This is a genomic window from Mesorhizobium sp. M0768 (assembly GCF_040320195.1).
Taxonomy (GTDB): Bacteria; Pseudomonadota; Alphaproteobacteria; order Rhizobiales; family Rhizobiaceae; genus Mesorhizobium.
The window spans coordinates 76,589-98,331 of the sequence record NZ_JAMYPD010000004.1 but is presented as its reverse complement, the minus strand read 5'-3'; the positions used below and the strand labels follow the sequence as shown (position 1 = coordinate 98,331).

The 21,743-nt window shown below is 63.2% G+C and carries 17 protein-coding genes and 1 pseudogene; 12 read left to right on the top strand and 6 right to left on the bottom strand.

Annotation, left to right across the window (positions count from 1 at the left end; genetic code table 11):
* Positions 1 to 43: 43 nt before the first annotated feature.
* Positions 44 to 904, top strand: a complete 861-nt coding sequence (locus tag NKI08_RS07000) for an NADPH-dependent oxidoreductase (protein ID WP_352768032.1) — start codon at positions 44 to 46, stop codon at positions 902 to 904.
* 31 nt (positions 905 to 935) lie between these two features.
* On the opposite strand, the gene gcvA is transcribed toward NKI08_RS07000, so the two are convergent.
* A complete protein-coding gene (gene gcvA, locus NKI08_RS06995; RefSeq protein ID WP_352471368.1) occupies positions 936 to 1,946 on the bottom strand; it encodes a transcriptional regulator GcvA in 1,011 nt (336 codons plus the stop codon).
* Between the two features lie 342 nt (positions 1,947 to 2,288).
* Between gcvA and NKI08_RS06990 the strand changes: the two genes are divergently transcribed.
* Together NKI08_RS06990 and NKI08_RS06985 are read left to right on the top strand one after the other, a co-directional pair.
* On the top strand, positions 2,289 to 3,884 hold the full coding sequence (locus tag NKI08_RS06990) for an ABC transporter substrate-binding protein (protein ID WP_352768028.1): 1,596 nt from the start codon (positions 2,289 to 2,291) through the stop codon (positions 3,882 to 3,884).
* 97 nt (positions 3,885 to 3,981) lie between these two features.
* Positions 3,982 to 5,577 carry an ABC transporter substrate-binding protein gene (locus NKI08_RS06985; protein ID WP_352768026.1) on the top strand — a complete coding sequence of 532 codons (1,596 nt, stop codon included), beginning with the start codon at positions 3,982 to 3,984 and terminating at the stop codon, positions 5,575 to 5,577.
* 80 nt (positions 5,578 to 5,657) lie between these two features.
* On the opposite strand, the gene NKI08_RS06980 is transcribed toward NKI08_RS06985, so the two are convergent.
* On the bottom strand, positions 5,658 to 7,097 hold the full coding sequence (locus NKI08_RS06980) for an FAD/NAD(P)-binding protein (protein ID WP_352768024.1): 1,440 nt from the start codon (positions 7,095 to 7,097) through the stop codon (positions 5,658 to 5,660).
* Between the two features lie 181 nt (positions 7,098 to 7,278).
* Here NKI08_RS06980 and NKI08_RS06975 point away from each other — a divergent pair, with 181 nt between their 5' ends.
* Together NKI08_RS06975 and NKI08_RS06970 are read left to right on the top strand one after the other, a co-directional pair.
* Positions 7,279 to 8,640 carry an LLM class flavin-dependent oxidoreductase gene (locus NKI08_RS06975; protein ID WP_502899571.1) on the top strand — a complete coding sequence of 454 codons (1,362 nt, stop codon included), beginning with the start codon at positions 7,279 to 7,281 and terminating at the stop codon, positions 8,638 to 8,640.
* Positions 8,637 to 9,728 carry a rhodanese-like domain-containing protein gene (locus NKI08_RS06970; protein WP_352768019.1) on the top strand — a complete coding sequence of 364 codons (1,092 nt, stop codon included), beginning with the start codon at positions 8,637 to 8,639 and terminating at the stop codon, positions 9,726 to 9,728. Before NKI08_RS06975 ends, NKI08_RS06970 begins: the two co-directional genes overlap by 4 nt.
* On the opposite strand, the pseudogene NKI08_RS06965 reads toward NKI08_RS06970, so the two are convergent.
* The 4 genes and pseudogenes from NKI08_RS06965 to NKI08_RS06950 form a co-directional block, all read right to left on the bottom strand.
* Positions 9,715 to 10,557: pseudogene (locus NKI08_RS06965) on the bottom strand (acyl-CoA dehydrogenase family protein); the annotation flags it as partial. The gene NKI08_RS06970 and the pseudogene NKI08_RS06965 sit on opposite strands and share 14 nt — an antisense overlap.
* 18 nt (positions 10,558 to 10,575) lie before the next feature.
* Positions 10,576 to 11,613 carry an ABC transporter substrate-binding protein gene (locus tag NKI08_RS06960; RefSeq protein ID WP_352768016.1) on the bottom strand — a complete coding sequence of 346 codons (1,038 nt, stop codon included), beginning with the start codon at positions 11,611 to 11,613 and terminating at the stop codon, positions 10,576 to 10,578.
* Between the two features lie 9 nt (positions 11,614 to 11,622).
* On the bottom strand, positions 11,623 to 12,807 hold the full coding sequence (locus NKI08_RS06955; RefSeq protein WP_352471360.1) for an LLM class flavin-dependent oxidoreductase: 1,185 nt from the start codon (positions 12,805 to 12,807) through the stop codon (positions 11,623 to 11,625).
* A gap of 60 nt (positions 12,808 to 12,867) precedes the next feature.
* Positions 12,868 to 14,478: an ABC transporter substrate-binding protein gene (locus NKI08_RS06950; RefSeq protein WP_352471359.1), complete on the bottom strand. Its 1,611-nt coding sequence runs from the start codon at positions 14,476 to 14,478 to the stop codon at positions 12,868 to 12,870.
* A 314-nt stretch (positions 14,479 to 14,792) separates the two neighbouring features.
* On the opposite strand from NKI08_RS06950, the gene NKI08_RS06945 reads away from it, so the two are divergent.
* From NKI08_RS06945 to tauA, 7 genes are all read left to right on the top strand, one after another.
* Complete coding sequence (locus NKI08_RS06945; RefSeq protein WP_352449708.1) at positions 14,793 to 15,779, top strand: ABC transporter permease; 987 nt, start codon at positions 14,793 to 14,795, stop codon at positions 15,777 to 15,779.
* Complete coding sequence (locus NKI08_RS06940) at positions 15,779 to 16,777, top strand: ABC transporter permease (protein WP_352471358.1); 999 nt, start codon at positions 15,779 to 15,781, stop codon at positions 16,775 to 16,777. The genes NKI08_RS06945 and NKI08_RS06940 overlap by 1 nt, the downstream gene beginning before the upstream one ends.
* A gap of 2 nt (positions 16,778 to 16,779) precedes the next feature.
* Positions 16,780 to 17,778: an ABC transporter ATP-binding protein gene (locus NKI08_RS06935; protein WP_352471356.1), complete on the top strand. Its 999-nt coding sequence runs from the start codon at positions 16,780 to 16,782 to the stop codon at positions 17,776 to 17,778.
* Positions 17,756 to 18,703: an ABC transporter ATP-binding protein gene (locus tag NKI08_RS06930; RefSeq protein ID WP_352768011.1), complete on the top strand. Its 948-nt coding sequence runs from the start codon at positions 17,756 to 17,758 to the stop codon at positions 18,701 to 18,703. The genes NKI08_RS06935 and NKI08_RS06930 overlap by 23 nt, the downstream gene beginning before the upstream one ends.
* A gap of 19 nt (positions 18,704 to 18,722) precedes the next feature.
* Positions 18,723 to 19,778 carry an aldo/keto reductase gene (locus NKI08_RS06925; protein WP_352623097.1) on the top strand — a complete coding sequence of 352 codons (1,056 nt, stop codon included), beginning with the start codon at positions 18,723 to 18,725 and terminating at the stop codon, positions 19,776 to 19,778.
* Between the two features lie 73 nt (positions 19,779 to 19,851).
* On the top strand, positions 19,852 to 20,442 hold the full coding sequence (gene msuE, locus NKI08_RS06920; RefSeq protein WP_352768009.1) for an FMN reductase: 591 nt from the start codon (positions 19,852 to 19,854) through the stop codon (positions 20,440 to 20,442).
* A 258-nt stretch (positions 20,443 to 20,700) separates the two neighbouring features.
* Entirely contained in the window at positions 20,701 to 21,708 is a 1,008-nt protein-coding gene (gene tauA, locus NKI08_RS06915; protein ID WP_352542464.1) for a taurine ABC transporter substrate-binding protein, read from the top strand.
* Positions 21,709 to 21,743 lie beyond the last annotated feature (35 nt).

The window sequence follows — 21,743 nt, the reverse complement described above, 5'->3', positions numbered from 1 at the left end:
TCGTCAGAACACCGGATAAGCCAGATTGCCAGTAGGGAAGACGATGTCACAGCCGGCCGCCTTCAGCATCCGCCCTTCCGACGCTGACCTGCGTGGTGAAGCGGCGCTACGGCGGCGTTATCGAGCGCCGCAAAGCGCGCATACCGGAACCTGGAACGAAGCCCTCGAGGCGATCCTTTCGCATCGCTCGGTCCGCAATTATCTCGCCAAGCCTCTTCCCGAAGGGACGCTGGAACTGATCGTCGCCGCCGCCCAGTCGGCGCCGACTTCTTCCAATCTCCAGGCGTGGAGCGTCATCGCAGTCGAGGATCCGGCGCGCAAGGCGCGGCTTGCCGAACTGGCGGCGATCAATCGCCATATCGAGCAGGCGCCGCTGCTGCTGGTCTGGCTGGCCGACCTGTCGCGGCTGCGCGCCATTGCCGAGGCAAACGGCCGGGTGGGCGAGGGGCTCGATTATCAGGAGAGCTTTCTGCTGGCCGTGATCGACGCCGCACTTGCCGCACAGAACGCCGTGGTGGCGACCGACGCGCTCGGGCTCGGCTCCTGCTACATCGGCGCGATGCGCAATCATCCGCAGGAGGTGGCGCGCGAACTCGGCCTCCCGCCGGAAACCGTGGCGGTGTTCGGCCTGACCGTCGGCTATCCCGATCTCCTGGCTGCGACTGACATCAAGCCCAGACTGCCGCAGGCTGCGGTGCTGCACCGCGAGCGCTATCGATCAGAGCCCGATCCGGACGATCTTGCAGCCTACAACCAGAGGCTTCGATTATTCCAGCAGGAGCAGGCGATGCCTGTGGTGGACTGGACAGAGTTGGTTTCGAACCGCATCGGCAGCAAAGCAGCGCTGAAAGGCCGTGATCGCCTGGGCGAAGTGCTCAAAGCGCTGGGCTTCAAGCTCAAATAGGCGCGCGCCTGCTCGCGAGACCGCGGCGAGGCTATTCGGCCGCGATAATGGCGATGCGCGCCGGAAGCGCCGCCGGCGGTGGGACGTCGAGAGCGCCGAGCTGGCGCGCCTCGGCCTTCAGCCAGCCATGAAAGCGCTCGACCGTCTCCAGCTTCGCCTTGTGCGGCGTCGTCGCAAAATAATAGGAAAACTCGACCGGCTGCGGTGAGCCGAATGGACTGACCAGACGCCCCGCGGCGAGGTCAGGCTCGGCCAGCCGGAATTTGCCGAGACCGATGCCCTTGCCGGCAGCAGCTGCGTCGAGCACCAGTGACGATTGGCTAAGCCGTATACCGCCCTCGACAAAGCGGCCGGACAGGCCGTTGGATCTCAGCCAGCCCTTCCAGTCAGGGCAGCTTGGATCGCGTTCCGGACCGTCCTCATGCAGGATCGGTGCGTCACGCAGCCCCTCCGGCCCGCGATAGAGACCGTGCATGCGAGCAAATTCCGGGCTGCAGACGGGCAGCACCGCTTCCGAAAACAGCCGTTCCGTCAGCAGGCCGCTATAGGCGCCCGACCCGTAGCGGATGACGCAGTCGACGTCTTCGCTGGCAAAGTCGGCAAGCCTGGTTGATGCGTCGACCAGCACTTCTAGGCCGGGTACCGCGTCGCGCAGTGCGTCGAGGCGCGGGATCAGCCATTTGCTGGCGAAGGAGGGCGCAACCGACACTTTGATCGGCGCATCCTCCTCGTCGCCGGAAATCCGCGCGACCGACTCGACAACGACGTCGAAAGCCTCGGTGAGGCCGGGCATCAGCGCCTGGCCGGCCGACGTCAGCAGAAGCTCGCCACGGTTGCGATGGAACAGCGGTTGACCGAGGTGATCCTCGAGCAGGCGGATCTGCTGGCCGATGGCGGCAGGCGTCACATGGAGTTCTTCGGCCGCCCGCGTAAAGCTCAGGTGGCGGGCGGTTGCGACAAAAGCTCGAAGCGACGTCAGCGGCGGAAGCCTCGCCAGCGTCGGCCGCAGCTTCCTTGATTTTGCGCGAATGAGATCGACCATGGAGCGCATTCAACACGTTCAGGCCGGGCGCGACGAGGGCGGGCTTTGCGCCAAAGTGCCCGGTGGAAAATTTCGTTTGCCGCAGCGTCGCGGCAGCGGGAACGGAAATCTAAAAAATCGTAATGTCTACAATTCTTGTAGAAATAAGATCGGAGCGCTGATTTGGGCGTCGAGCAGCTTTGCCAGATCCTGGAATGAAACGGTCGTGCGAAGCAGTGCTTTCGGCAGACGATAGAAAATCATTCTTCCGGTTTTGCCGCGTGGCAGGGATCATCGCGTCGAGGCGCCGGAGTGTGTTCGGCCGCCGGATGCCATCGTAGCCGTTTTCCGGAGCTCAAGGCCATGTCTGTCAATCGTCGTCATTTCAACCAGCTGCTGTTGCTTGGCGGTGCGAGCTTCGCATTGCCCGGGGTTTCCTTCGCTGCCGAAGGAACGCCGGTTCAGGGTGGCACGCTCAACTGGGCCTACTATCCCGACCCCACGTCGCTGATTGCCATCAACACCTCGTCGGGCACCGGCCAGGCGATCGGTCCCAAGGTGAATGAAGGTCTGCTCGATTTCGCCTATGACCTCAGCCCGAAACCGCTGCTGGCGACGGAGTGGTCGATCAGCGATGACGGCCTGCGCTACACCTTCAAGCTGCGCGAGGGCGTCAAATGGCATGACGGCAAGGACTTCACGTCGGAAGACGTTGCCTTCACCATCTTCCGGCTGAAGGAGGCGCATCCGCGCGGCCGCATCACCTACCAAAACGTGACCGCGGTCGAGACGCCCGATCCGCACACCGCCATCATCGTGCTTTCAAAGCCGGCGCCCTATCTGATCACGGCACTGAGCAGCTCGGAATCACCGATTGTGCCGAAGCACGTCTACGAAACGTTCAAGCCGGCGGAACAGCCGAAGCTCGAACAGACGATCGGCACCGGTCCCTTCATTCTCAAGGAATGGGTGCCCGGCAGCCATCTGATCTTCGACCGCAATCCGGATTATTGGGACGCGCCTCGGCCCTACCTCGACCGCATCGTCCTGCACGTCATCCTCGACCCGGCCGCGCGTTCGGCGGCTCTTGAAACCGGCGAGATCGATATCGGCGCCAATCCCGTGCCGCTGGCCGACATCGAACGGCTGAAGGCAAACCCCGCTCTGGTCGTCGACACCAACACCTACGCCTATTCCGGCCCACAGCAGCAATTGTTCTTCAATTACGAGAACGAAATCCTGACCAAGCGCGATGTGCGCCTTGCCATCGCCCACGCAATCGACCTGCAGAAGCTGGTCGACATCGCGCTCTACGGCTATGCGCAGGTATCGCCGAGCCCGATCAGCACGGCGCTGCCCAAATGGTATGACCCCAGCATCAAGGCGCGCGAACCCGATACCAAACTGGCGGAGAGGCTGCTCGACGACGCCGGCTATCCGCGTGGCGCCGATGGGACGCGCTTCAAGCTCCGGCTTGCCTACAACGCGTTCCTGCCGGCGTCCTATGCCGATTTCATCAAGCAGTCGTTGGCGACGGTCGGCATCGATGCCGAGATCCTCAAGCTTGACCTGTCGACGTTCCTGAAGACCGTCTACACCGACCGCGCCTGGGACCTGGTGGTCGAGTCGCTGTCGAACACCTTCGATCCGACGCTCGGCGTCCAGCGCGCCTACTGGTCGAAGAACTTCAAGATCGGCCTCGTCTTCTCCAACGCTAGCCACTACGCAAACCCCGAGGTCGACCAGATCCTCGAATCCGCGGCAATCGAGCCCGACGAGACCAAGCGGCGCGAGCTCTGGTACAAATTCCAGCACGTCATCCATGACGACGTGGTGTCGGTCGATCTGGTCGCCGCCGGCGCCCAGATCGTCGCCAACAAGAAGGTCCGGGGTTTTGCGCCCGGCGCTCAGGGGATCAACAACAGCTTCGCGCAGATATGGCTCGCGCCAAACGCCTAAGCGTTCTGCAAGCCCTCTGGTTGGGACCAGCGCGTGAAAACGACGATCCCGACTTTTCTCCATGAAAGATAAATCGCGCCAATTCGGAGTACCGACCATGACCATCAACCGACGCCTGTTCAATCAGTTCCTGCTGCTGGCCGGCGCGAGTGCTGCACTTCCCGCCGGGGCATTCGCAGAAGACGCAAAGCCGGTGGCCGGAGGCACGCTCAACTTCGTCTACTATCCCGAGCCTAACCAGATCGTTTCCATCAACACCAGCGCTGGCGGACCGGCCACCATCGGTCCGAAGATTTTCGACGGCCTGCTCGCCTACGACTACGATCTCAATCCCCGACCGCAACTGGCCACCGAATGGTCGATCAGCGACGACGGGCTCGAATACGTCTTCAAGCTGCGCCAGGGGGTGAAGTTCAGCGATGGCCATGATTTGACCTCCGAGGACGTCGCCTTTTCTATCTCCCGGCTGCGCGAAGCGCATCCGCGCGGTCGCATCACCTTCCAGAACGTCACCGACATCGACACGTCGGACCCGTATATCGTGAAGATCAAATTGTCGAAGCCGTCCGCCGCCCTGATCTCGGGGCTGGCCGCGACGGAATCGCCTGTCGTGCCCAAACACATTTACGAGAAGCTGAAGCCGGCCGACGATCCGTCCTTCGAGCAGATCATCGGCAGCGGGCCGTTCGTGCTGAAGGAATGGGTAAAGGGCAGCCACATCCTCGTCGAAAAGAATCCGACCTATTGGGATGCGCCTAAACCCTATCTCGACCGGATCATTTTCCGCTTCATCACCGATCCGGGCGCGCGCGCCGCGGCGCTCGAAACGGGCGAGGTCGACATCGGACCGAACCCGGTGGCCTTCGCCGATCTGGAGCGTTTCAAGGCGCTGCCGCAATTCGTCGTCGACAGCACGGTCTTCGCCTATAGCGGCCCGCTGCACCAACTGATCATCAACCTCGAAAACCCGATCCTGAAGGAGAAAAAAGTCCGCCAGGCAATCGCACATGCGATCGATCTCGATGCGGTCAACGCCATCGTGTTCTACGGCTATGGCCAAGTGTCGCCGACACCGATCAGCGTCGTCAACAAGAAGTATTTCGATCCCGACGTGAAGGCCGCGACCGTCGATACGGCGCTGTCGGAAAAACTGTTAGACGAGGCCGGTTTCAAGCGAGGAGCGGACGGCATCCGCTTCAAGCTAAGGCTCACCAACAATCCCTACAATCCGTGGGGCTATGCCGACTTCCTCAAGCAGGCGCTGGCCAAGATCGGTATCGACGCCGAGATCCAGAAGTTCGACTTCGGCACCTATGTCAAAACCATCTACACCGACCGCACTTGGGACCTGTCGACCGAATCTTGCGGCAACATCTTCGACCCGAGCGCCGGGGCGCAGCGGCTCTACTGGTCAAAGAACATCAAGAAAGGGCTGCCGTTCTCCAACGGCGCGCATTATGAGAACCCGGAGGTTGACCGGTTGCTGGAAGCCGCATCGGTCGAGCTAGACGAGGCCAAGCGCAGGCAACTCTTCTTCAAGTTCCAGGAGATCATCGCCGACGAGTTGCCGATCATCAATCTGATCGCGCCACCGACCATCATCATCGCCCGCAAAACCGTCAAGAACTACGCGCCTGGCGCCGAAGGCCTGTCAGCGAATTTCGCCGACGCCTATCTCGACCCGAACGCCTAAATCTGCCGGGCAATCATGAGAGAAGGGCCGCATAGAGCTGCGGCCGTTTTCGTTTCTTCCATTTCGCAAAGCTGGTAACTTCAGGCCAAAGCACCCAGCCTTCGGCTGGCGCCGACCAGAAGGCCGGCAAGGGCTATGGCCTGCGCCAGTTGTTCGCCGATGGAGCTCGATTCCCAGGCGACGCCGCGCAGCGGATGGCCGATGGCGAACAGATTGCCATGGGTCTCGCCATCACGGGAAATCACCTGGCCGTCATGCGTCGCGTCGATGCCGAAGCCGGTCGCATGCGGCCTGACGATGCCGTTCTCGAGCAGGCTGCGGACGAACGGATCGGCGATCCGTCGCCAATCATGCTCCTGATGGCCGCGGCAGTTGACGACGCCGTCGAAGCGCAGCCGTTCGACTGCGCCGGTATCGCGCCAGCGAATTTCAGCGACGATGCCATTTGCCTGCGGATGGAGTGCCAGCACCCGTCCCGCTCGACCCGTCCAACGGCCTTGGCTTCGCGCCAGTGCCACGCGCTCAAAGCTCGGTGGCGCCGCGCGGTGCGCGGTGACATCCCAGAAGGCGCGCAGATGGCGTGCGAACTTCAAGCGCTCCTTGTCGGTGGCGCCTTGCCACAATGCCAGGATCCACGGCCGGATCGTCAGCGGCAGCCCTTGCCAATCCAGGCCGGTGGTTTCGATTGCCCGGCGTTCGGCCTTGACCAGTGCGAGAAGCGCCCTGGTGGTTTTCGGCAGCGGCCGCCCGGCGAGGAAATCGCGCCACGCTTCCGCGTTGCGCCGAGGTTCGACGATCTGTCCGCGCCGCGACACGACGCGATAACCGCCGTTGAAGCCGCGCGCTTCCATGCTGGCGACGACGTCGACCATGCTGAGGCTGGAGCCGATCAGCAGCAGTTCCTTGCTGCCGGCGAGCCGATCGAGCGCCGCCGAATCCCAGGGATTGGCGACATAACGGGGATCGCTGACGACGGCTGCTTCCGTGGTGGACGGCTGGCTCTGGAACACCCCGGTTGCCAGCACCGCCTCATCCGCCAGCAATTGCTGGCTATCGCTGGTGCCGACGCATACCCCGGACGGACCCGTCAGCATGTCGACGGCGGATGCCTTGATGTGGCGCAGCGAAGAACGCGGATCTGCTTCTCTGATCGCTCTTGTCAGTTCCGACTGGACATAGCTGCCGAACAGCCAGCGCGGCGGGCTTGAGTCCGGGACATCCTCGGGCGGTGTCCAGCCGTGCTCCGGCCCATTCGCCATAAGCCAGCGAACGAGGTGATCGGGATCGTCCGGATGCAGCGAGAAGATGCGCGCCGCGCCGTTGACGAGGTGTTGTGGATCGACGGTGCTATAGGCAACGCCGCGACCGAGCTCGGCCCGGCGCTCGATGATGGTGATTGCCAGCGGCTCAGTTGAACGGTCGAGCAGCTTGATCGCGGTAACCGCGCCGGCAAAGCCGCCGCCAACGATGATGATTGAACGAGGGATCGAACGTAGCGGGGAGGAAGGGGTATGAAGCATCAAGAACCTTTGCGATGCCGGTGGTCGTGGCTCCAGCCCATCGCCCCGGCAACGATCATCGTGCTTTCCCGTAACCCGATGTCAAAAAACAATAATTGCCAGCTGACGAAAGGCATTCTTTCACTCAGCGGGTTTGGCAGGCGCTAGATAGGAACGCCCTTTGCGACCAGCCCGAGAACCGCTGATGACTGAAAATCGAAAGATAAGGCTTGGAGCCTTTGTTCGCGGACCGGGCCATCATGTCGCTGCCTGGCGCCATCCCGATGTGCCTGCCAATCCGGGCCTGAGCTTCCAGCACTATGCGGACGCCGCGCGCACTGCCGAGCGTGGCCTGTTCGACATGGTGTTTCTGGCCGACAGCCTCAGCGCGCGCAATGGCGAGCAGCCGATCGACACCTTCGAGCGCACCGGCCATGTCGTGCATTTCGAGCCGCTGACGCTTTTGTCGGCGCTCTCGACCATCACGCAAGGGATCGGGCTCGTTGCGACCGCCTCGACCACCTATTGGGAGCCGTTCCACTTGGCGCGGCTGTTCGCTTCGATCGATCATCTCAGCGGCGGCAGGACAGGCTGGAATGTCGTCACCTCAGCCGATGCGCCGGCGGCGGCGAATTTCAGCCTCGACCAGCATCCCGTTCATGCCGACCGTTACGCCCGCGCCGAGGAATTCGTCGCTGTCGCGCAGAAGCTTTGGGACAGCTGGGACGACGATGCCTTCGTCGCCGACAAGGCTTCGGGGATCGCCATCGACCGGCGCGGCATCCACGCCCCGGACCATGCCGGCCGGCATTTCCGCGTCAAGGGACCGCTCAACGTCGCTCGCCCACCGCAGGGCCATCCCGTCATCGTCCAGGCGGGCTCGTCCGATGCCGGCCAGCACTTGGCGGCGCGGACGGCGGAGGTGGTTTTCACCGCCCACCCGACCATGGAATCGGCGCGCGGCTTTTACGGCGAACTGAAAGGCCGGCTGGGCTCGTTTGGCCGCTCCGCCGACAGCTTGAAGATCATGCCCGGTGTCTTCCCGGTCGTCGCGCCGACGCGCACGGAGGCCGAGGACAAGTTCGATGCGATCCAGCGCCTGGTCGATCCTGTGGTTGGTGTGGCGCTGGTTTCAGGATTGCTCGGCGGTGTCGATCTTTCCGGCCATTCACTCGACGGACCGTTGCCGGAACTGGGCAGTTCCGATGCCGTGAAGAGCCGCCTGAAAGTCGTTTCCGAATTGGCCGCGAGCCGGAACCTGACCATCCGCCAATTGTATCTCGCCGTTGCCGGCGCGCGCGGCCATTTCCAGATCGTTGGCACGCCAAAGGATGTGGCCGACATGATGGAGGAGTGGTTCGCCGGTGGCGCGGCGGACGGCTTCAACGTCATGCCGCCGATCCTGCCGACGGGCCTCACCGATTTTGTCGACCTCGTCATTCCGGAGCTGCAGCGGCGGCGTCTGTTCCGGACTGCTTACGAAGGCGGGACGTTGCGCGAGAACCTCGGCCTTGCGCGCCCGATCCGTGGCGCCGCTGAACAGCAAGAGAGGAAAGCATCATGAGCGACAGGACGATCGATTCGAAAATGTTTCGCCAATGGCTGGCGGATGGCGAAGAACTGGCGGTGCTAGACATTCGCGACAGCGCGACTGTCGGATACGCATCGCCGCTGTTCGCCACCAACCTGCCCGCGGCTCAGGTCGAGGCCGAGATCGACCGCTTCATCCCGCGCAAATCGGTGCGCACCGTGCTGGCGGACGACGGCAGCGGCGTTGCCGAGCAACTTGTCGAACGACTGGTGGGGTATGGCCGTACCCAGCTGTTTTCGCTGAACGGTGGAATTCCGGAATGGACGCAAAGCGGCGTTGAAGACCTGCCGACCTTCGATACGCCGGGCGTCGATTTTTCGCTGGCGATCCGCGACGAGAAGGGAACCCCGGTCGTCAGCGTTGAAGAGCTCGCGGTGCTCAGAGGCCGAGGCGCCGACGTGGTGGTGCTCGACAGCCGCACGGTGGCGGAGTTCGAAAAGGACCATGTGCCGGGCGCCATCAGCGTGCCGGGCGCCGAGCTGGTGCTGCGCTTCGCCGACCTGGTGCGGTCACCGGAGACGCAGGTTGTCGTCTCCTGCGCCGGCCTGCCGCGCGCCATCATCGGGGCGCAGACACTGATCGATGCCGGCGTGCCCAACCGGGTCGCCTATCTGCACGACGGCACCAGGGCATGGCGCGAGGCCAGTCTTGCACTCGAAACCGGCAAGACCGCAATCTATGGTCCGGCAAGCGAGGATGCCAAGCGTTTCGCCGGGGAGCACATCGCAAAGCTTGCCGAAGGCGACAGCTTTCCCCGCATCAATGCGGCCACGGCCGCGAACTGGGCGAAGGACGAAAAGCGGACGACCTACCTGCTTGACGTGCGCACGCCCGACGAGTTCGCCGAAGCGCATATTCCGGGGTCGATCGCGTCTGAGGGCGGGCAGTTGCTCGGTGTCGCCTATCGCACCATCGCCGTGCGCGGCGCCCGCGTCGTGCTGATCGACGATCTGCTCGGTGTCCGCGCGGCGACGACGGCGCATTGGCTGCAGCGGCGCGGCTTTGAGATCGCGATCCTCTTGTATGACTTCCAGTCGACCAGCCTGGTGGAAGCGGCGTAGGGCAGGAGCCAAGACTTGCCGGCGCGTGCGTGCTGACAAAGGAGACAAGCCGGTCACGGGCAGCACGGGCGGCACCGTGGTAGACAGCGCCGATCAGCGAAAAGAAGAACGCCGTCGCGCCTTCCTCGCGCCTCAGCGGCTCGGATGCCGGCTGCGCCTCGGTGATGTCTTCGGCAGGAACCGCAACATTATCCAGAATGATGTCGTCGCTGGCCGTCGCCCGCATGCCGGCGGCGTTCCATGTCTTTTCGACGCGAAATCCAGGCGCGTCGGTCGGCACCAGGAATGAAGCCAGACGCGGCTGCGGCTCGTCGGTCAGCGCCAGCAAGTTCACCCATTTCAGAATAGGAATGCCGGTGACGTAGTTCTTGTGGCCGGATATCCGCCAGACGTTGCCGTCCCGCCGGGCAATGGTTTCGGGCGGCTTGCCATGAGCTGGCGAGCCGATCCGGGGCTCGGCCTGGGCGGCGTTGATCAGGGCAGGGCCAAGACGCCCGGCCTCGACAATCCGCTGAACCAGATGGCGCGGCCATTTTCCGGATTTCCGCATCGCATACTGGCTGTTGTAGTGCATAGCCAGCACCAGCGCTGTCGACGGCTCGCCACGACCGATCTCGGCGATCACCGCCTGTGCTTCCGTCAGCCCGCCACCGAAGCCGCCATGTTCGCGCGCCGTGACCAGGCCAAGCAGCCCCGCCTGGTGAAGCCGGTCAAAATTGGCGAATGGGAATTCCCCGGTCGCGTCGTGATGCGCGGCGGTCAGCGCGAAGTCGTCGGCAAGGCCGGCCACTTTCTCGAGGAGTTGCGGAAACTCGGCAATTGTCGACATCATGACGTTGGCTTTCTCTCAGGCGGCGGCGCGAATGTTCACCAGATCGAGCGGCCGGCGATCGACCCAGGCCTCGACGTCGAAATCGCCGGCGAGGAAGCCCCAGTCGCGCAGGAAATTCTTGTAGTGGGAAACCGCTGCGACGAGCTCAGGCTGCAGTCCGAGGCCGAGATGCTTATGGACATCCGGGCCATTGGCGGCCAGCACCTGTTCCTCGGTGGCCCCGGCTTCGCGGGCAACAAAGCGCTGCGTCTCTTCCGGATGCGCCTCGGCCCAGGCACTGGCGCGCAGGATGGTCTCGATCAGTCGCGCGACCAGATCGGGGCGTTGTTCCGCCAGCAGTTCATCGACGGTCAGCACGCGCGGCGAACCGGAATTGATGCGGATGTTCGGGTCGGGGTGGAAGCCGAATTCCACGACCTGGATGGCGCCGATCAGATTGGCGACATTGATGCCGGCCGTGCCCTTGACATAGATGGCGTCGACCTCGCCGCGGATCAGGGCTGCGGCTTCCTCGCCATAGGGCTGCTTGCGCTTGAGGCCGAACAGCGACGGTCCTTCCTGGCCGTCGAGCACGCTGTCGGCCAGCGCTATGTCGACGATCTCGACGTCGCCATAGCCAAGGCCCTCGAGCGAGAGCGCCGAGACCAGTCCCTTCAACGCCGTCGCTCGCATGAAGTCGACGATTCCCTCGGGGCGCCGGGCGATGCCGAAGCGACGGCCTTTCAGGTCCTGGATTGTCCTGATGCCGGAACCGGGCAGGGCGATGATTGCCTGGAATTCGTCGGTCCAGGTGATGCCGACGAGACGCGTCTTGCGCCCTTCGGACCGCGCGCGGATCGGCGGCACGTTGCCGCCGTGGCGGAACGACCAGTCGAGCGTATGGTTGAAATGGCTCTGGCGGATGTCGCGATTGGGCGAATCGATGATCGACTTCAATTCGATCCCCTCCTTGCGAAAGGTCTCGTCGAGAAGCCCGAGCTGTGCGGCGAGCCCGACAGGCGTCGGCACCGGGCAGCGTGTGTACCAGATTTCGGAGATCGCAGTCGCGGTCATGATGGCTCCTTAGGTGTTGCGCAGGCCGGCCTGCTTCATCAGCGGCAGGATGTTCTCGCCGAAGAATTCGAGGTCAGGCTTGAAATCGAAGAAGGACAGCTGCAGGCCGTCAATGCCGGCGTCCTTCAACTTGACGAACTGGTCGACGATCTGTTCGGGCGTGCCGATGAGATAGATGTTGCCGCCGACCTTGGCGTAGGGATCGTCGCGGCCCTCGCGTCCTTTCCAGGCCTGGGCATCGCTGTTGAAGGTCTGGAAGCCTTTCGGCGTGCGGCTGTCGGCATGGGCGACGATCTCATCGGCGACCGCCCAGGCCTCCTTCTCGGTCGGCCTGCTGATGACCAGCGGGTTGAGCAGCGTGCGCACGGTGCGGCCGACGCCGAGGGCTGCGTCCTTCACCTTCTTCGTATGCGCCGGCAGCGCTTCCAGCGCGCTGGCGATGTCGGAGCCGGCCGGGCTGGTGACGAAGACGATGTCGGAATAGCGGCCGGCAAAGGAAATGCCGGCGTCGGAGCCGGTGGCATTGACCAGGATCGGCCGGCCGTAATTCGGCTTGGGCGTGACGAAGCCGCCATTGAGCTTCCAGCTCGATTCTCCGGAGAATGAGAAATTCTCGTCGTCCTGCCACAGTCGCTGCAGCACTTCGACGAACTCGGCGGCGAGTTCATAGCGGCGGTCGTGCTCGATGCGGTTCCAGCCGAACATTTCATGTTCGACGGCGCGATGGCCGGTGACGACGTTGATGCCCCAGCGGCCGCCGGAGATGTGGTCGAGCGTGGCGCCGAATTTCGCCAGATGCAGCGGATGCCAGGGACCGTAGAGAACATGCATGGTCGAAATCAGCATGATCTTCTTGGTGATCGCGGCCATCGCCGCCACGGACACGAAACTGTCCAGCGCCTGGCCGTTGAAGACACCGCCATAACCGCCCTTGGGCAGCCACTGGCTGAGCGCGAAGACGAGGTCGAAGCCAAGCTCCTCGGCCTTCAACGTCAGATCGCGATTGTAGTCGAAGCGCCAGTCGGTCGAGCGCGGCAGCGTCGAGTTGGTCCAGCCACCGGCCTGGATCGGCAGGAATAGCCCGAGCAGCACCGGCTGCTGAAGCGCTTTCGACAGCGGGCTGTCCGGATAGTCGGTCGGCGCCTTGAAGAAGGGCGTGCCGACGATGGAACCAGGCTTGTGGGCGAGCGTCATGGCGAACTTTCTCGGGTGGAGGAAGGGAACCCGTGCGAAGGACCGCGCACGGGTCAGGGCTCAGGCGACGATATGGGTTGTTGCGAGGGAGCCGGCATTGCCCTCGGCGCCCACCGTGTGACCGGCTATGCGCCTGTTGTAGAGGGTGATTTCCGGTTGGCTGACGATGTCGATATCGGGCAGGTCCTCGACAAGGATCTGCTGGATCGCGGCCCATTGCTCGAAGCGCTTTTCGTGGTCGACCTCGACGGCGGCCGCTTCAAGAAGTTCGTCGACCTTGGCATTGCTGTATTTCGAACCGTTGGAGAACGGCACGCCGGGTTTGAAATTTTTCGACCAGTAGAGGCGCTGTACGCCTACCGTCGGGTCGAACAGATTGCTCATGCCGTTGAAGGTGAAGTCGAAGTCGCGGTCGGTGTAGATGCGCTTGGTGTAGGTGGCGAAATCCTGGCTGCGCACGGTGACCTCGATCCCGACCGCGGCCAATGCCTGCTTGATGTAATCGGCGCCGCGCTTGTAGGTTTCGCCGCTCGGGACATAGTCGTGGACAAGCTTGAGCCGGGTACCGTTGGCGTCGCGCGGCAAGCCTGCTTCATCGAGCAGTTTATCGGCGGCGGCCGTGTCGACCGGATAGGTCTTCAGGTCGGCGACGAACCACTTCTTCAGATTGGGGTTGATCGGGCCCGGAATGGTTTCGCCATAGCCATAGTTGATCGTCTCGCGAATGACGTTGCGGTCGATGACATGGGCGAAGGCACGGCGGACGCGAACATCCTGGAAATAGGCTTTCTCCAGGTTGAATTCGACCCGGCTGATGCCGTTGGAATATTGGTAGCCCTGTTTCTCGAAACCGATATGCGGCAGCGTTTCGAAGCGCTGCAAATCGCTGTACGGAATCGGCGTTGCCGGCGCCAGATCGATCTCGCCGGTCTCCAGCGCCAGCGCGCGCGCCGAAGCGTCCGGGATGAAGCGCACGATCAACCGGTCGAGATAGGGGCGCGGCGCGTCCCAATAATCGGGATTGCGTTCATAGACGATGTGGCTGCCGCGCACCCATTCTTTGAAGACGAACGGGCCGGTGCCGACCGGAGCGACGTTGACCGGATTTTCGGCTGCCTTTGTGCCGTCATAGAGGTGCTTCGGCACGATTGGCGTTTCGGCCGCAGCCAGGGCCGTGATCAAGTAAGGCGCCGGCCTCGACAGAACCAGCGCTACGGTCAGCGGATCCGGCGTCTGGATGTCTACAAGGTTGAGGAAGGTGTTGCGGCCGCGCGGATGAACCTCTCTGATCGTGGTGATCGAATAGGCGACGTCGGCGGCGGTGAACGGCTGGCCATCATGCCACTTCACGCCTTCGCGCAGCTTGAAGGTGTATTGCAGCCCATCGCCACTGACTGACCATTGTCTGGCCAGGGATGGGCGCGGCGTGAGATCGAAATCATAGGTCAGCAGGCCCTCGGTGGTCTTTGCCGAGACGTAGACCGAATTGAATGCCGTGTGGGCGATGGTCGTCAGCACAGGCGGCTCAGCCGAGAGCACCAGCGTCGCCGTTCCACCCTGTTTCGGCTCGGCGGCGTAGGCGCTGCGCGATGCAGGCAACAGGGTCGCTCCGAGCGCGGCCGCCGAGATGCCGAGGAACCTGCGGCGGTTCGGACTGAGGAAATGAGACATAGCGTCCTGGTCCTTTTTTGCTGCCGGACCCGATCGGCCGATCGTCGGCCACCAGGCTAAAAATCCGTCGTTCCAAGAGCGGGCCCGTTTGCGAAAAGATTTGGCCGACCTGCTCCCGCGCTTAAGATTTCATACTTCAAACAGCTAAGTTTGTAGTATGAAATAAAATTCTATTCTGCAATGAAGCCATTTGCAGGATAAAATTTCTTAAATCAGGTTTGACAATGTCTATAAATCTTGTCAACTAAAAAGCGCGGAACTTTCCGGGAAACAGCAAACCCGCATCGTCAGCCACAGCCGGGATAGCGAAAACGATGTCGACCCTGACGCGCATTGGCAGAACCTTCCGGCGCACCGCCATCCAGGCGGTGCCGACCGTTCTGGGCATCGTCATCCTGAACTTCTTCCTGCTGCAGCTCGCGCCCGGCGATGCCGCCGATGTCATGGCCGGCGAGGCTGGCTCGGCCACTGTCGAAACGATGGCGGCGCTTCGCCAGCGCTTCGGGCTCGACAATCCGCTTCTCGTCCAGCTGTTCAACTATCTCTACAATCTGGCGCATTTCAGCCTCGGCTTTTCGCCGCGCTACGGCATGCCGGTCGCCGACCTGATCGGCCAGCGGCTGCCCGGCACGCTAGTGCTGATGGCGGTGGCTCTGGCCGTCGCCATTGTGCTCGGCCTCGCCCTTGGATCGGTGATGGCGGTGTTTGCCGGGCGCCTGCCGGATCGTGTGCTCTCCGTTATTTCGCTGCTGTTCTATTCAATCCCGGGTTTCTGGATCGGCTTGATGCTGATCGTGCTGTTTTCGGTCAAGCTCGGCTGGCTGCCGAGCGGCGGCTCGGGAACCATCGGCAGCAACCTGACCGGCCTTGCCGGGCTCTGGGACAGGGCGCGCTACATGATCCTGCCGGCACTGTCGCTGGCGCTGTTCTACGTGGCGATCTATGCGCGGCTGACACGAGCGGCGATGCTGGAGGTCCAGTCGCAGGACTACGTGCGCACCGCCGCAGCCAAGGGCCTGCCGCCGGCCATCATCACCATTCGCCATGTCCTGCGCAACGCGCTGATCCCCATTACCACCATGGCCGGCATGCATGTCGGCGGCATGCTCGGCGGCGCCGTGGTTGTCGAGACTGTCTATTCCTGGCCCGGCCTCGGGCGTCTCGCCTTCGAAGCGGTCATGGGCCGCGATTTCACCGTGCTGCTCGGCATCCTTCTGTTGTCGTCGCTGCTGGTGATCATCGCCAACGCGACCGTCGATCTTCTGCACGCCTGGCTCGATCCCCGCATCGGAGTACGCTGATGGCTTCCACCGATTTCGCCGCGGGCGATGCCCGTTCCCGCCGTCTCCATGCCGATGCCCGCGGGCCCGCGGCACCGCCTGAACCCGAGGCAAAGAGTTGGAGCAATCTCCACGCGCCCGACGCACGCTCCGCTTCGGCAGCGTCGGTGCCGATAGCCGCTGGCGGGCGTGCGCTGAAGGTTTTCCTGCGCAATCCCAACGCCATGTTCGGCGTTGTGTTCCTGTCACTGGTCGTGCTGGCCGCACTGCTCGCACCAGTCCTCTATCCGGCCGATCCGCTATCGATGGTGGCGCGGCCCTTCCTGTGGCCGGGCCAGAACCCAGCCTTCCCACTGGGCACGGACTCCATGGGCCGCGATGTGCTTTCGGGCATTCTGCATGGCGCGCGGATTTCGCTGTTCGTCGGCCTGGTGGCGACCGCGCTCGGCCTCAGCTTCGGCATCCTGGTCGGCGCCGCCGCCGGCTACTTCGGCGGCTGGATCGACGACCTGCTGGTGCGCCTGATCGAGATCTTTCAGACCATACCGAGCTTCGTGCTGCTGGTCGTCATGGTGGCGATCGCGCAGCCGACCGCGCCTGTCGTGACAGTGGCGATCGCCGTCATCACCTGGCCGACGGTGGCGCGGTTGACCCGCGCCGAGTTCCGGGCCATCCGCGAGAAGGATTTCGTCATGGCCGCCCGCAGCCTCGGTTACGGCCATGTCCGCATTATCTTCCGCGAGATCCTGCCCAATGCGCTGCCGCCGTTGATCGTGACCTCGTCGGTGATGGTGGCGACCGCGATCCTGATGGAATCGGCGCTGTCCTTCATGGGCCTCGGCGATCCCAACGTCGTCAGCTGGGGCTCGATGATCGGAGCGGGCAGGGAATTGATCCGCACCGCTTGGTATCTGACAGCGCTTCCGGGACTGGCGATCGTCTTTACCGTGCTGGCGCTGAACCTGATCGGTGACGGCCTCAACGACGCGCTCAACCCGCGCTTCTCACAGGAGCGATAGAGATGGCGGCTCCTTTGCTCAGGATCGACAATCTGACGGTTCGCTTCCCGACCGCCGAGCCGGTCAGCCGGCTGAGCTTCGAGGTCGGTGAGGGCGAGACGCTGGCGATCGTTGGTGAATCAGGCTCCGGCAAGTCGCTGACCGCGCTCGCCCTGATGCAGCTTCTGCCGCGCTCGGCGAAAATACCCAATGGCAGGATCGAATTCGCCGGCAAGGATCTGCTCGGTCTCGACCAGAAGGCTATGCGGAGCCTGCGCGGACGCGAGATCGCCATGATCTTCCAGGAGCCGATGACGTCGCTCAATCCGGTGCTGACCATCGGCCGGCAGATCACCGAGGTGCTGACGCTGCACGAAGGCATACGCGGCAAGGCAGCGCGGAACCGTGCCATCGAGCTTCTCAATCTGGTTCGCATTCCCGATCCGCAGCGGCGCATCGATGACTATCCGCACCAGCTTTCCGGCGGCATGCGCCAGCGCATCATGATTGCCATCGCCGTCGCCTGCCGGCCGCGCCTGCTGATTGCCGACGAACCGACGACGGCGCTCGACGTGACCATCCAGGCGCAGGTGCTCGACCTGCTCGATACGCTGCGCCGCGAACTGTCGATGGCTGTCATGCTCATCACCCACGATCTTGGTGTCGTCGCACAATGGGCCGACAAGGTCGTCGTCATGTATGCCGGCCGCAAGGTTGAGCAGGCGCTGCCGGACGCACTGTTCAGAACACCCCTTCACCCCTATACGCGCGGCCTGCTGGCGGCGTCGCCGCGGCTGAAGACCAATCTCCACTACCGCGACGCCAGGCTGACGGAGATTCCCGGCAGTATCGTCTCGGCCGCCGGCGAAAAAGGCTGCCCGTTCCGCCCGCGCTGCGCGGTGGCGCGCGACAGCTGCGCCCATTTCGTACCCGACCTCGTCGAGGTGAGCGAGGATCGTCTAGTCGCCTGCCCCTACAGCTTCATTCCGGAGGTTGCGCATGGCGCTGCTCTCGGTCTCTGACCTTTCCACCCATTTCCACGCCCAGGGCGGCACGCTGCGGGCCGTCGATGGCGTATCCCTCGAAGTCGGACGCGGCGAGACGGTTGGTCTCGTCGGCGAAAGCGGTTGCGGAAAATCGACGCTAGGCAAGACCATCATGCGGCTGGTCGACCCGACTAGCGGCAGGATCGAGTTCAACGGCACCGACATCACCGTTCTCGACGCGCGCCGGCTGAAGGCGGCGCGCCGTAATATCCAGATGATCTTCCAGGATCCGTTCGCATCGCTCAATCCGCGCCACACGATCGGCGACATCCTGACAGCACCACTGAAGGTCCATGGCATCGGCAACACGGCCGAGCGGCGCACCATCGTCGAGGACATCATCGAGCGTGTCGGTCTGCCGAGGGATTCGCTTGGCCGCTACCCGCATGAATTTTCCGGCGGGCAACGCCAGCGCATCGGCATCGCCCGGGCGCTGATCCTCAATCCGGAACTGGTTGTGTGCGACGAGCCGGTGTCGGCGCTCGACCTTTCGATCCAGGCGCAGATTCTGAACCTGCTGGTCGACATGAAACGTCAGCTCGGCCTGTCCTATCTCTTCATTTCGCACGATCTATCAGTCGTTCGCTATTTCGCCGACCGGGTGCTGGTTATGTATCTCGGACGCATTGTCGAAAGCGCCGACAATGCGGCGCTGTGGACCTCGCCAAAGCATCCCTACACGCGCGCGCTGATGGATGCCGTGCCGGACCCGGCGCGCCGACGTCAGGCCGCGCCGATCCATGGCGATCTGCCAAGCCCGCAGAACATCCCCAGCGGCTGCCGTTTCCATACCCGCTGCCCGCTGGCGACCGATCTGTGCCGTTCGCAGGAACCGGCGTTCCGGGCGATCTCGCCGGGACACCATGTCGCCTGCCACTACGCCGAACCAACCATCAACTGAAATTCAACGGAGCAGAAAAATGTCCGACTACCGCTATCTTGGCCGCAGCGCCCTGAAGGTTTCGCCGCTCAGCCTGGGCACGATGATGTTCGGCGGGCCGACCGAGGAGACGGTCGCGCATCGCATCATCGACAAGGCGCGCGAGCAAGGCATCAACTTCATCGACACCGCCGACGTCTACCACAACGGCAAGTCCGAGGAAGTCGTCGGTCGCGGCATCAAGGCGACGCGCGATCATTGGGTCGTGGCGACCAAGTTCGTCAACTCGCATGACAAGGGGCCTAATCTCGGCGGCCATTCGCGCAAATGGGTGATCCAGACGGTCGAGAACAGCCTGCGGCGCCTGGGAACAGACTATATCGACCTGTTCTACTTCCACCGCGCCGTCTTCGATGCGCCGCTGGAAGAGCCGGTGCGGGCGATCGCCGACCTGATCCGCCAGGGCAAGCTGCGCTATTTCGGCGTCTCCAACTTTCGTGGCTGGCGCATCGCCGAAGTCGCGCATCTGGCCGATGAACTCGGCATCGACCGGCCGGTAGCCAGCCAGCCGCTCTATAACATCGTCAACCGCACCGCCGAGGCCGAACAGCTGCCGGCGGCCGCCTATTACGGTCTTGGCGTCGTCTCCTACAGCCCGCTGGCGCGCGGCGTGCTGACCGGCAAATACGAGCCGAACCAGGCGCCTGCCGCCGACACGCGGGCCGGCCGTGGCGACAAGCGCATCGCCGAGACCGAGTGGCGCCCGGAATCGATCGAGATCGCCAGGCAGATCGCGGCGCACGCAAAGTCGCGCGGCGTCTCGGCCGCCGATTTCGCGCTGGCCTGGGTGTTGAACAACCGGCTGATCACGGCGGCGATCGCCGGCCCGCGTACCGAGGAACAGTGGGACAGCTATGCGAAGGCATTGGACTTCAGGCTGAGCGCCGAGGACGAGGCCTTTGTCGACCGCCTCGTCACTGCCGGTCATGCCTCAACGCATGGGTTCAATGATCCGAGCCATCCGGTCGAAGGCCGCGTGCCGCGTTCGGAGCCGGCCGCGCCGATCCCGCTGACACGGCCTCTGCGCGCCGCCTGACGGTCGCCGACGAAATGGCGGGGCCGGCGGCCCCGCCCGCGTTTCCAATTGCTTTGGACAGATGAGAGAGCCCATGAATTTCCACGTCGAACGGCTGCGCCAGAACATCGTCGTGCTTTCGGGCAACACCCACAGGCCGTCGAAGTCGCGGACGCTGGCGCATCATCTCGGCGAGGCGCTGCGCGAAAGATTGTCTGTCACAGTAAATTTCCTCGATCTTGTCGATGCCGGCCGTGGCCTGGGTGCTGCGTTTACGCGAAGGGAATTGACGCCGGAGGCGCTGAATGTGGTAAACGCGGTCGAACAGGCCGACGCGCTGATCGTCACGACGCCGGTCTACAACGGCTCCTATGCTGGCCTGTTCAAGCATCTGTTCGACCTCATCGATCCACTGGCGCTCATCGATCGGCCGGTCCTGATCGGCGCGACGGGTGGTGGCCAGCGCCACGCGCTGGTAGTCGAACATCAGCTTCGCCCGCTGTTTGGCTTTTACTCCGCCCTGACGGTGCCGAGCGCCGTCTATGGCAGTGACAGCGACTTTGCCGGCGGCAAGCTCGTAGATTCGCTGGTTCTGGTGCGGGCCGGGCAGGCCGTGGATCAATTCGTTGCCCTGCTTTCAGCGCGCCAGCCAAAGAGCCAACCGGTCCGGGCGGCTTCGGGCTGACGGATAAAGTGCCAAGGCAAGTGCCTGATAGGCGATATATAGCCAAGGCGCGGCCCTTAAGCACTCCGCGTTTTGCGCCTGAATAATCCCGCGGGCGACAGCGTGCCGTCTAAATCCGAATTCTTTTTTAAGCGCGAGCTGATTTTAAGAATTCCATTGCTATCTAAGTCTATAATATCAGTGGACTTTAATCCAACGCTCTTTGAATAGGGCGGGCAGTCGAGGGGTTTGCCCTCTGTTCAAAAGGATTAAGGCTCCATGCGAAAACTTATTTCCGCCGCCCTTGTCGGGCTTGCCATAGCGGCGACATCCGCTGCAGCGCATGCCGACGACAAGAAAGTCGTCATCGCCTACCAGACCGGTGCCAATCCCTACAATCTCGGTATTGCCAATGGCGATCTTGCCAAGAAAACCGGCTGGAACATCGAATACCGCCGCTTCAATTCCGGTGCTGACATCTTTGCTGCCATCGCATCCGGCGACGTCCAGATCGGCGATGTCGGATCAAGCCCGTTCGCCGCAGCCGTCAGCAGGGGCATCGACGTGAAGGCCTTCTACATCTCCTCGGTCTCCCGTGACGGAGAAGCCCTGGTGGTGCGGCCCGATATCAAGTCGCCGGCCGACCTGCGGGGCAAGAAGCTCGCGGCCGCGCCGGTATCGACGGATCATTACCAGCTTCTCGCCGTCCTCAAGCAGGAAGGCATTTCGGAGAAAGAAACCCAGGTCATCGCCATTCCGCAGCCCGAAATCGTCGCTGCCTGGAAGCGCGGCGACATTGACGGGGCCTTCGTCTGGGATCCGGCACTCTCTGAACTCAAAAAGGACGGCAAGGTTCTGCTCACAGCCGGCCAGGTCGCCGACCGTGGCGCGCCGACCTTCAGCGCGCTGGTCGTGACCGGCGATTTCGCCAAGGCCAATCCCGACTTCCTCGGCCAGTATGTCCGGCTGATCGACGGCTACAACACCGCCTACCTGAGCAACCCGGCCGCATGGGGACCGGACTCCGAGAGCGCCAAGCTGATCGCCAAATTGCAGGGCGGCACGGCGGCCGAGAATTCGGAGCAGTTGAAGACAACAGTGGTTCCGCCGCTCGACGAGCAGGTGTCCGACAAATGGCTGGGCGGTGGTGAGAAGAGCGCCGTTGCGAAAATCCTCAAGGACACTGCGGGCTTCCTGAAGGACCAGCACAAGATCACCGCCATCAAGGACAGCTACGCCGCGTTCGCCGATCCGGAATACGCAGACGCTGCCAAGGCCTCCAACTAGAAATCACCTGACGACATTCAGGTTCTGGCTGGCGG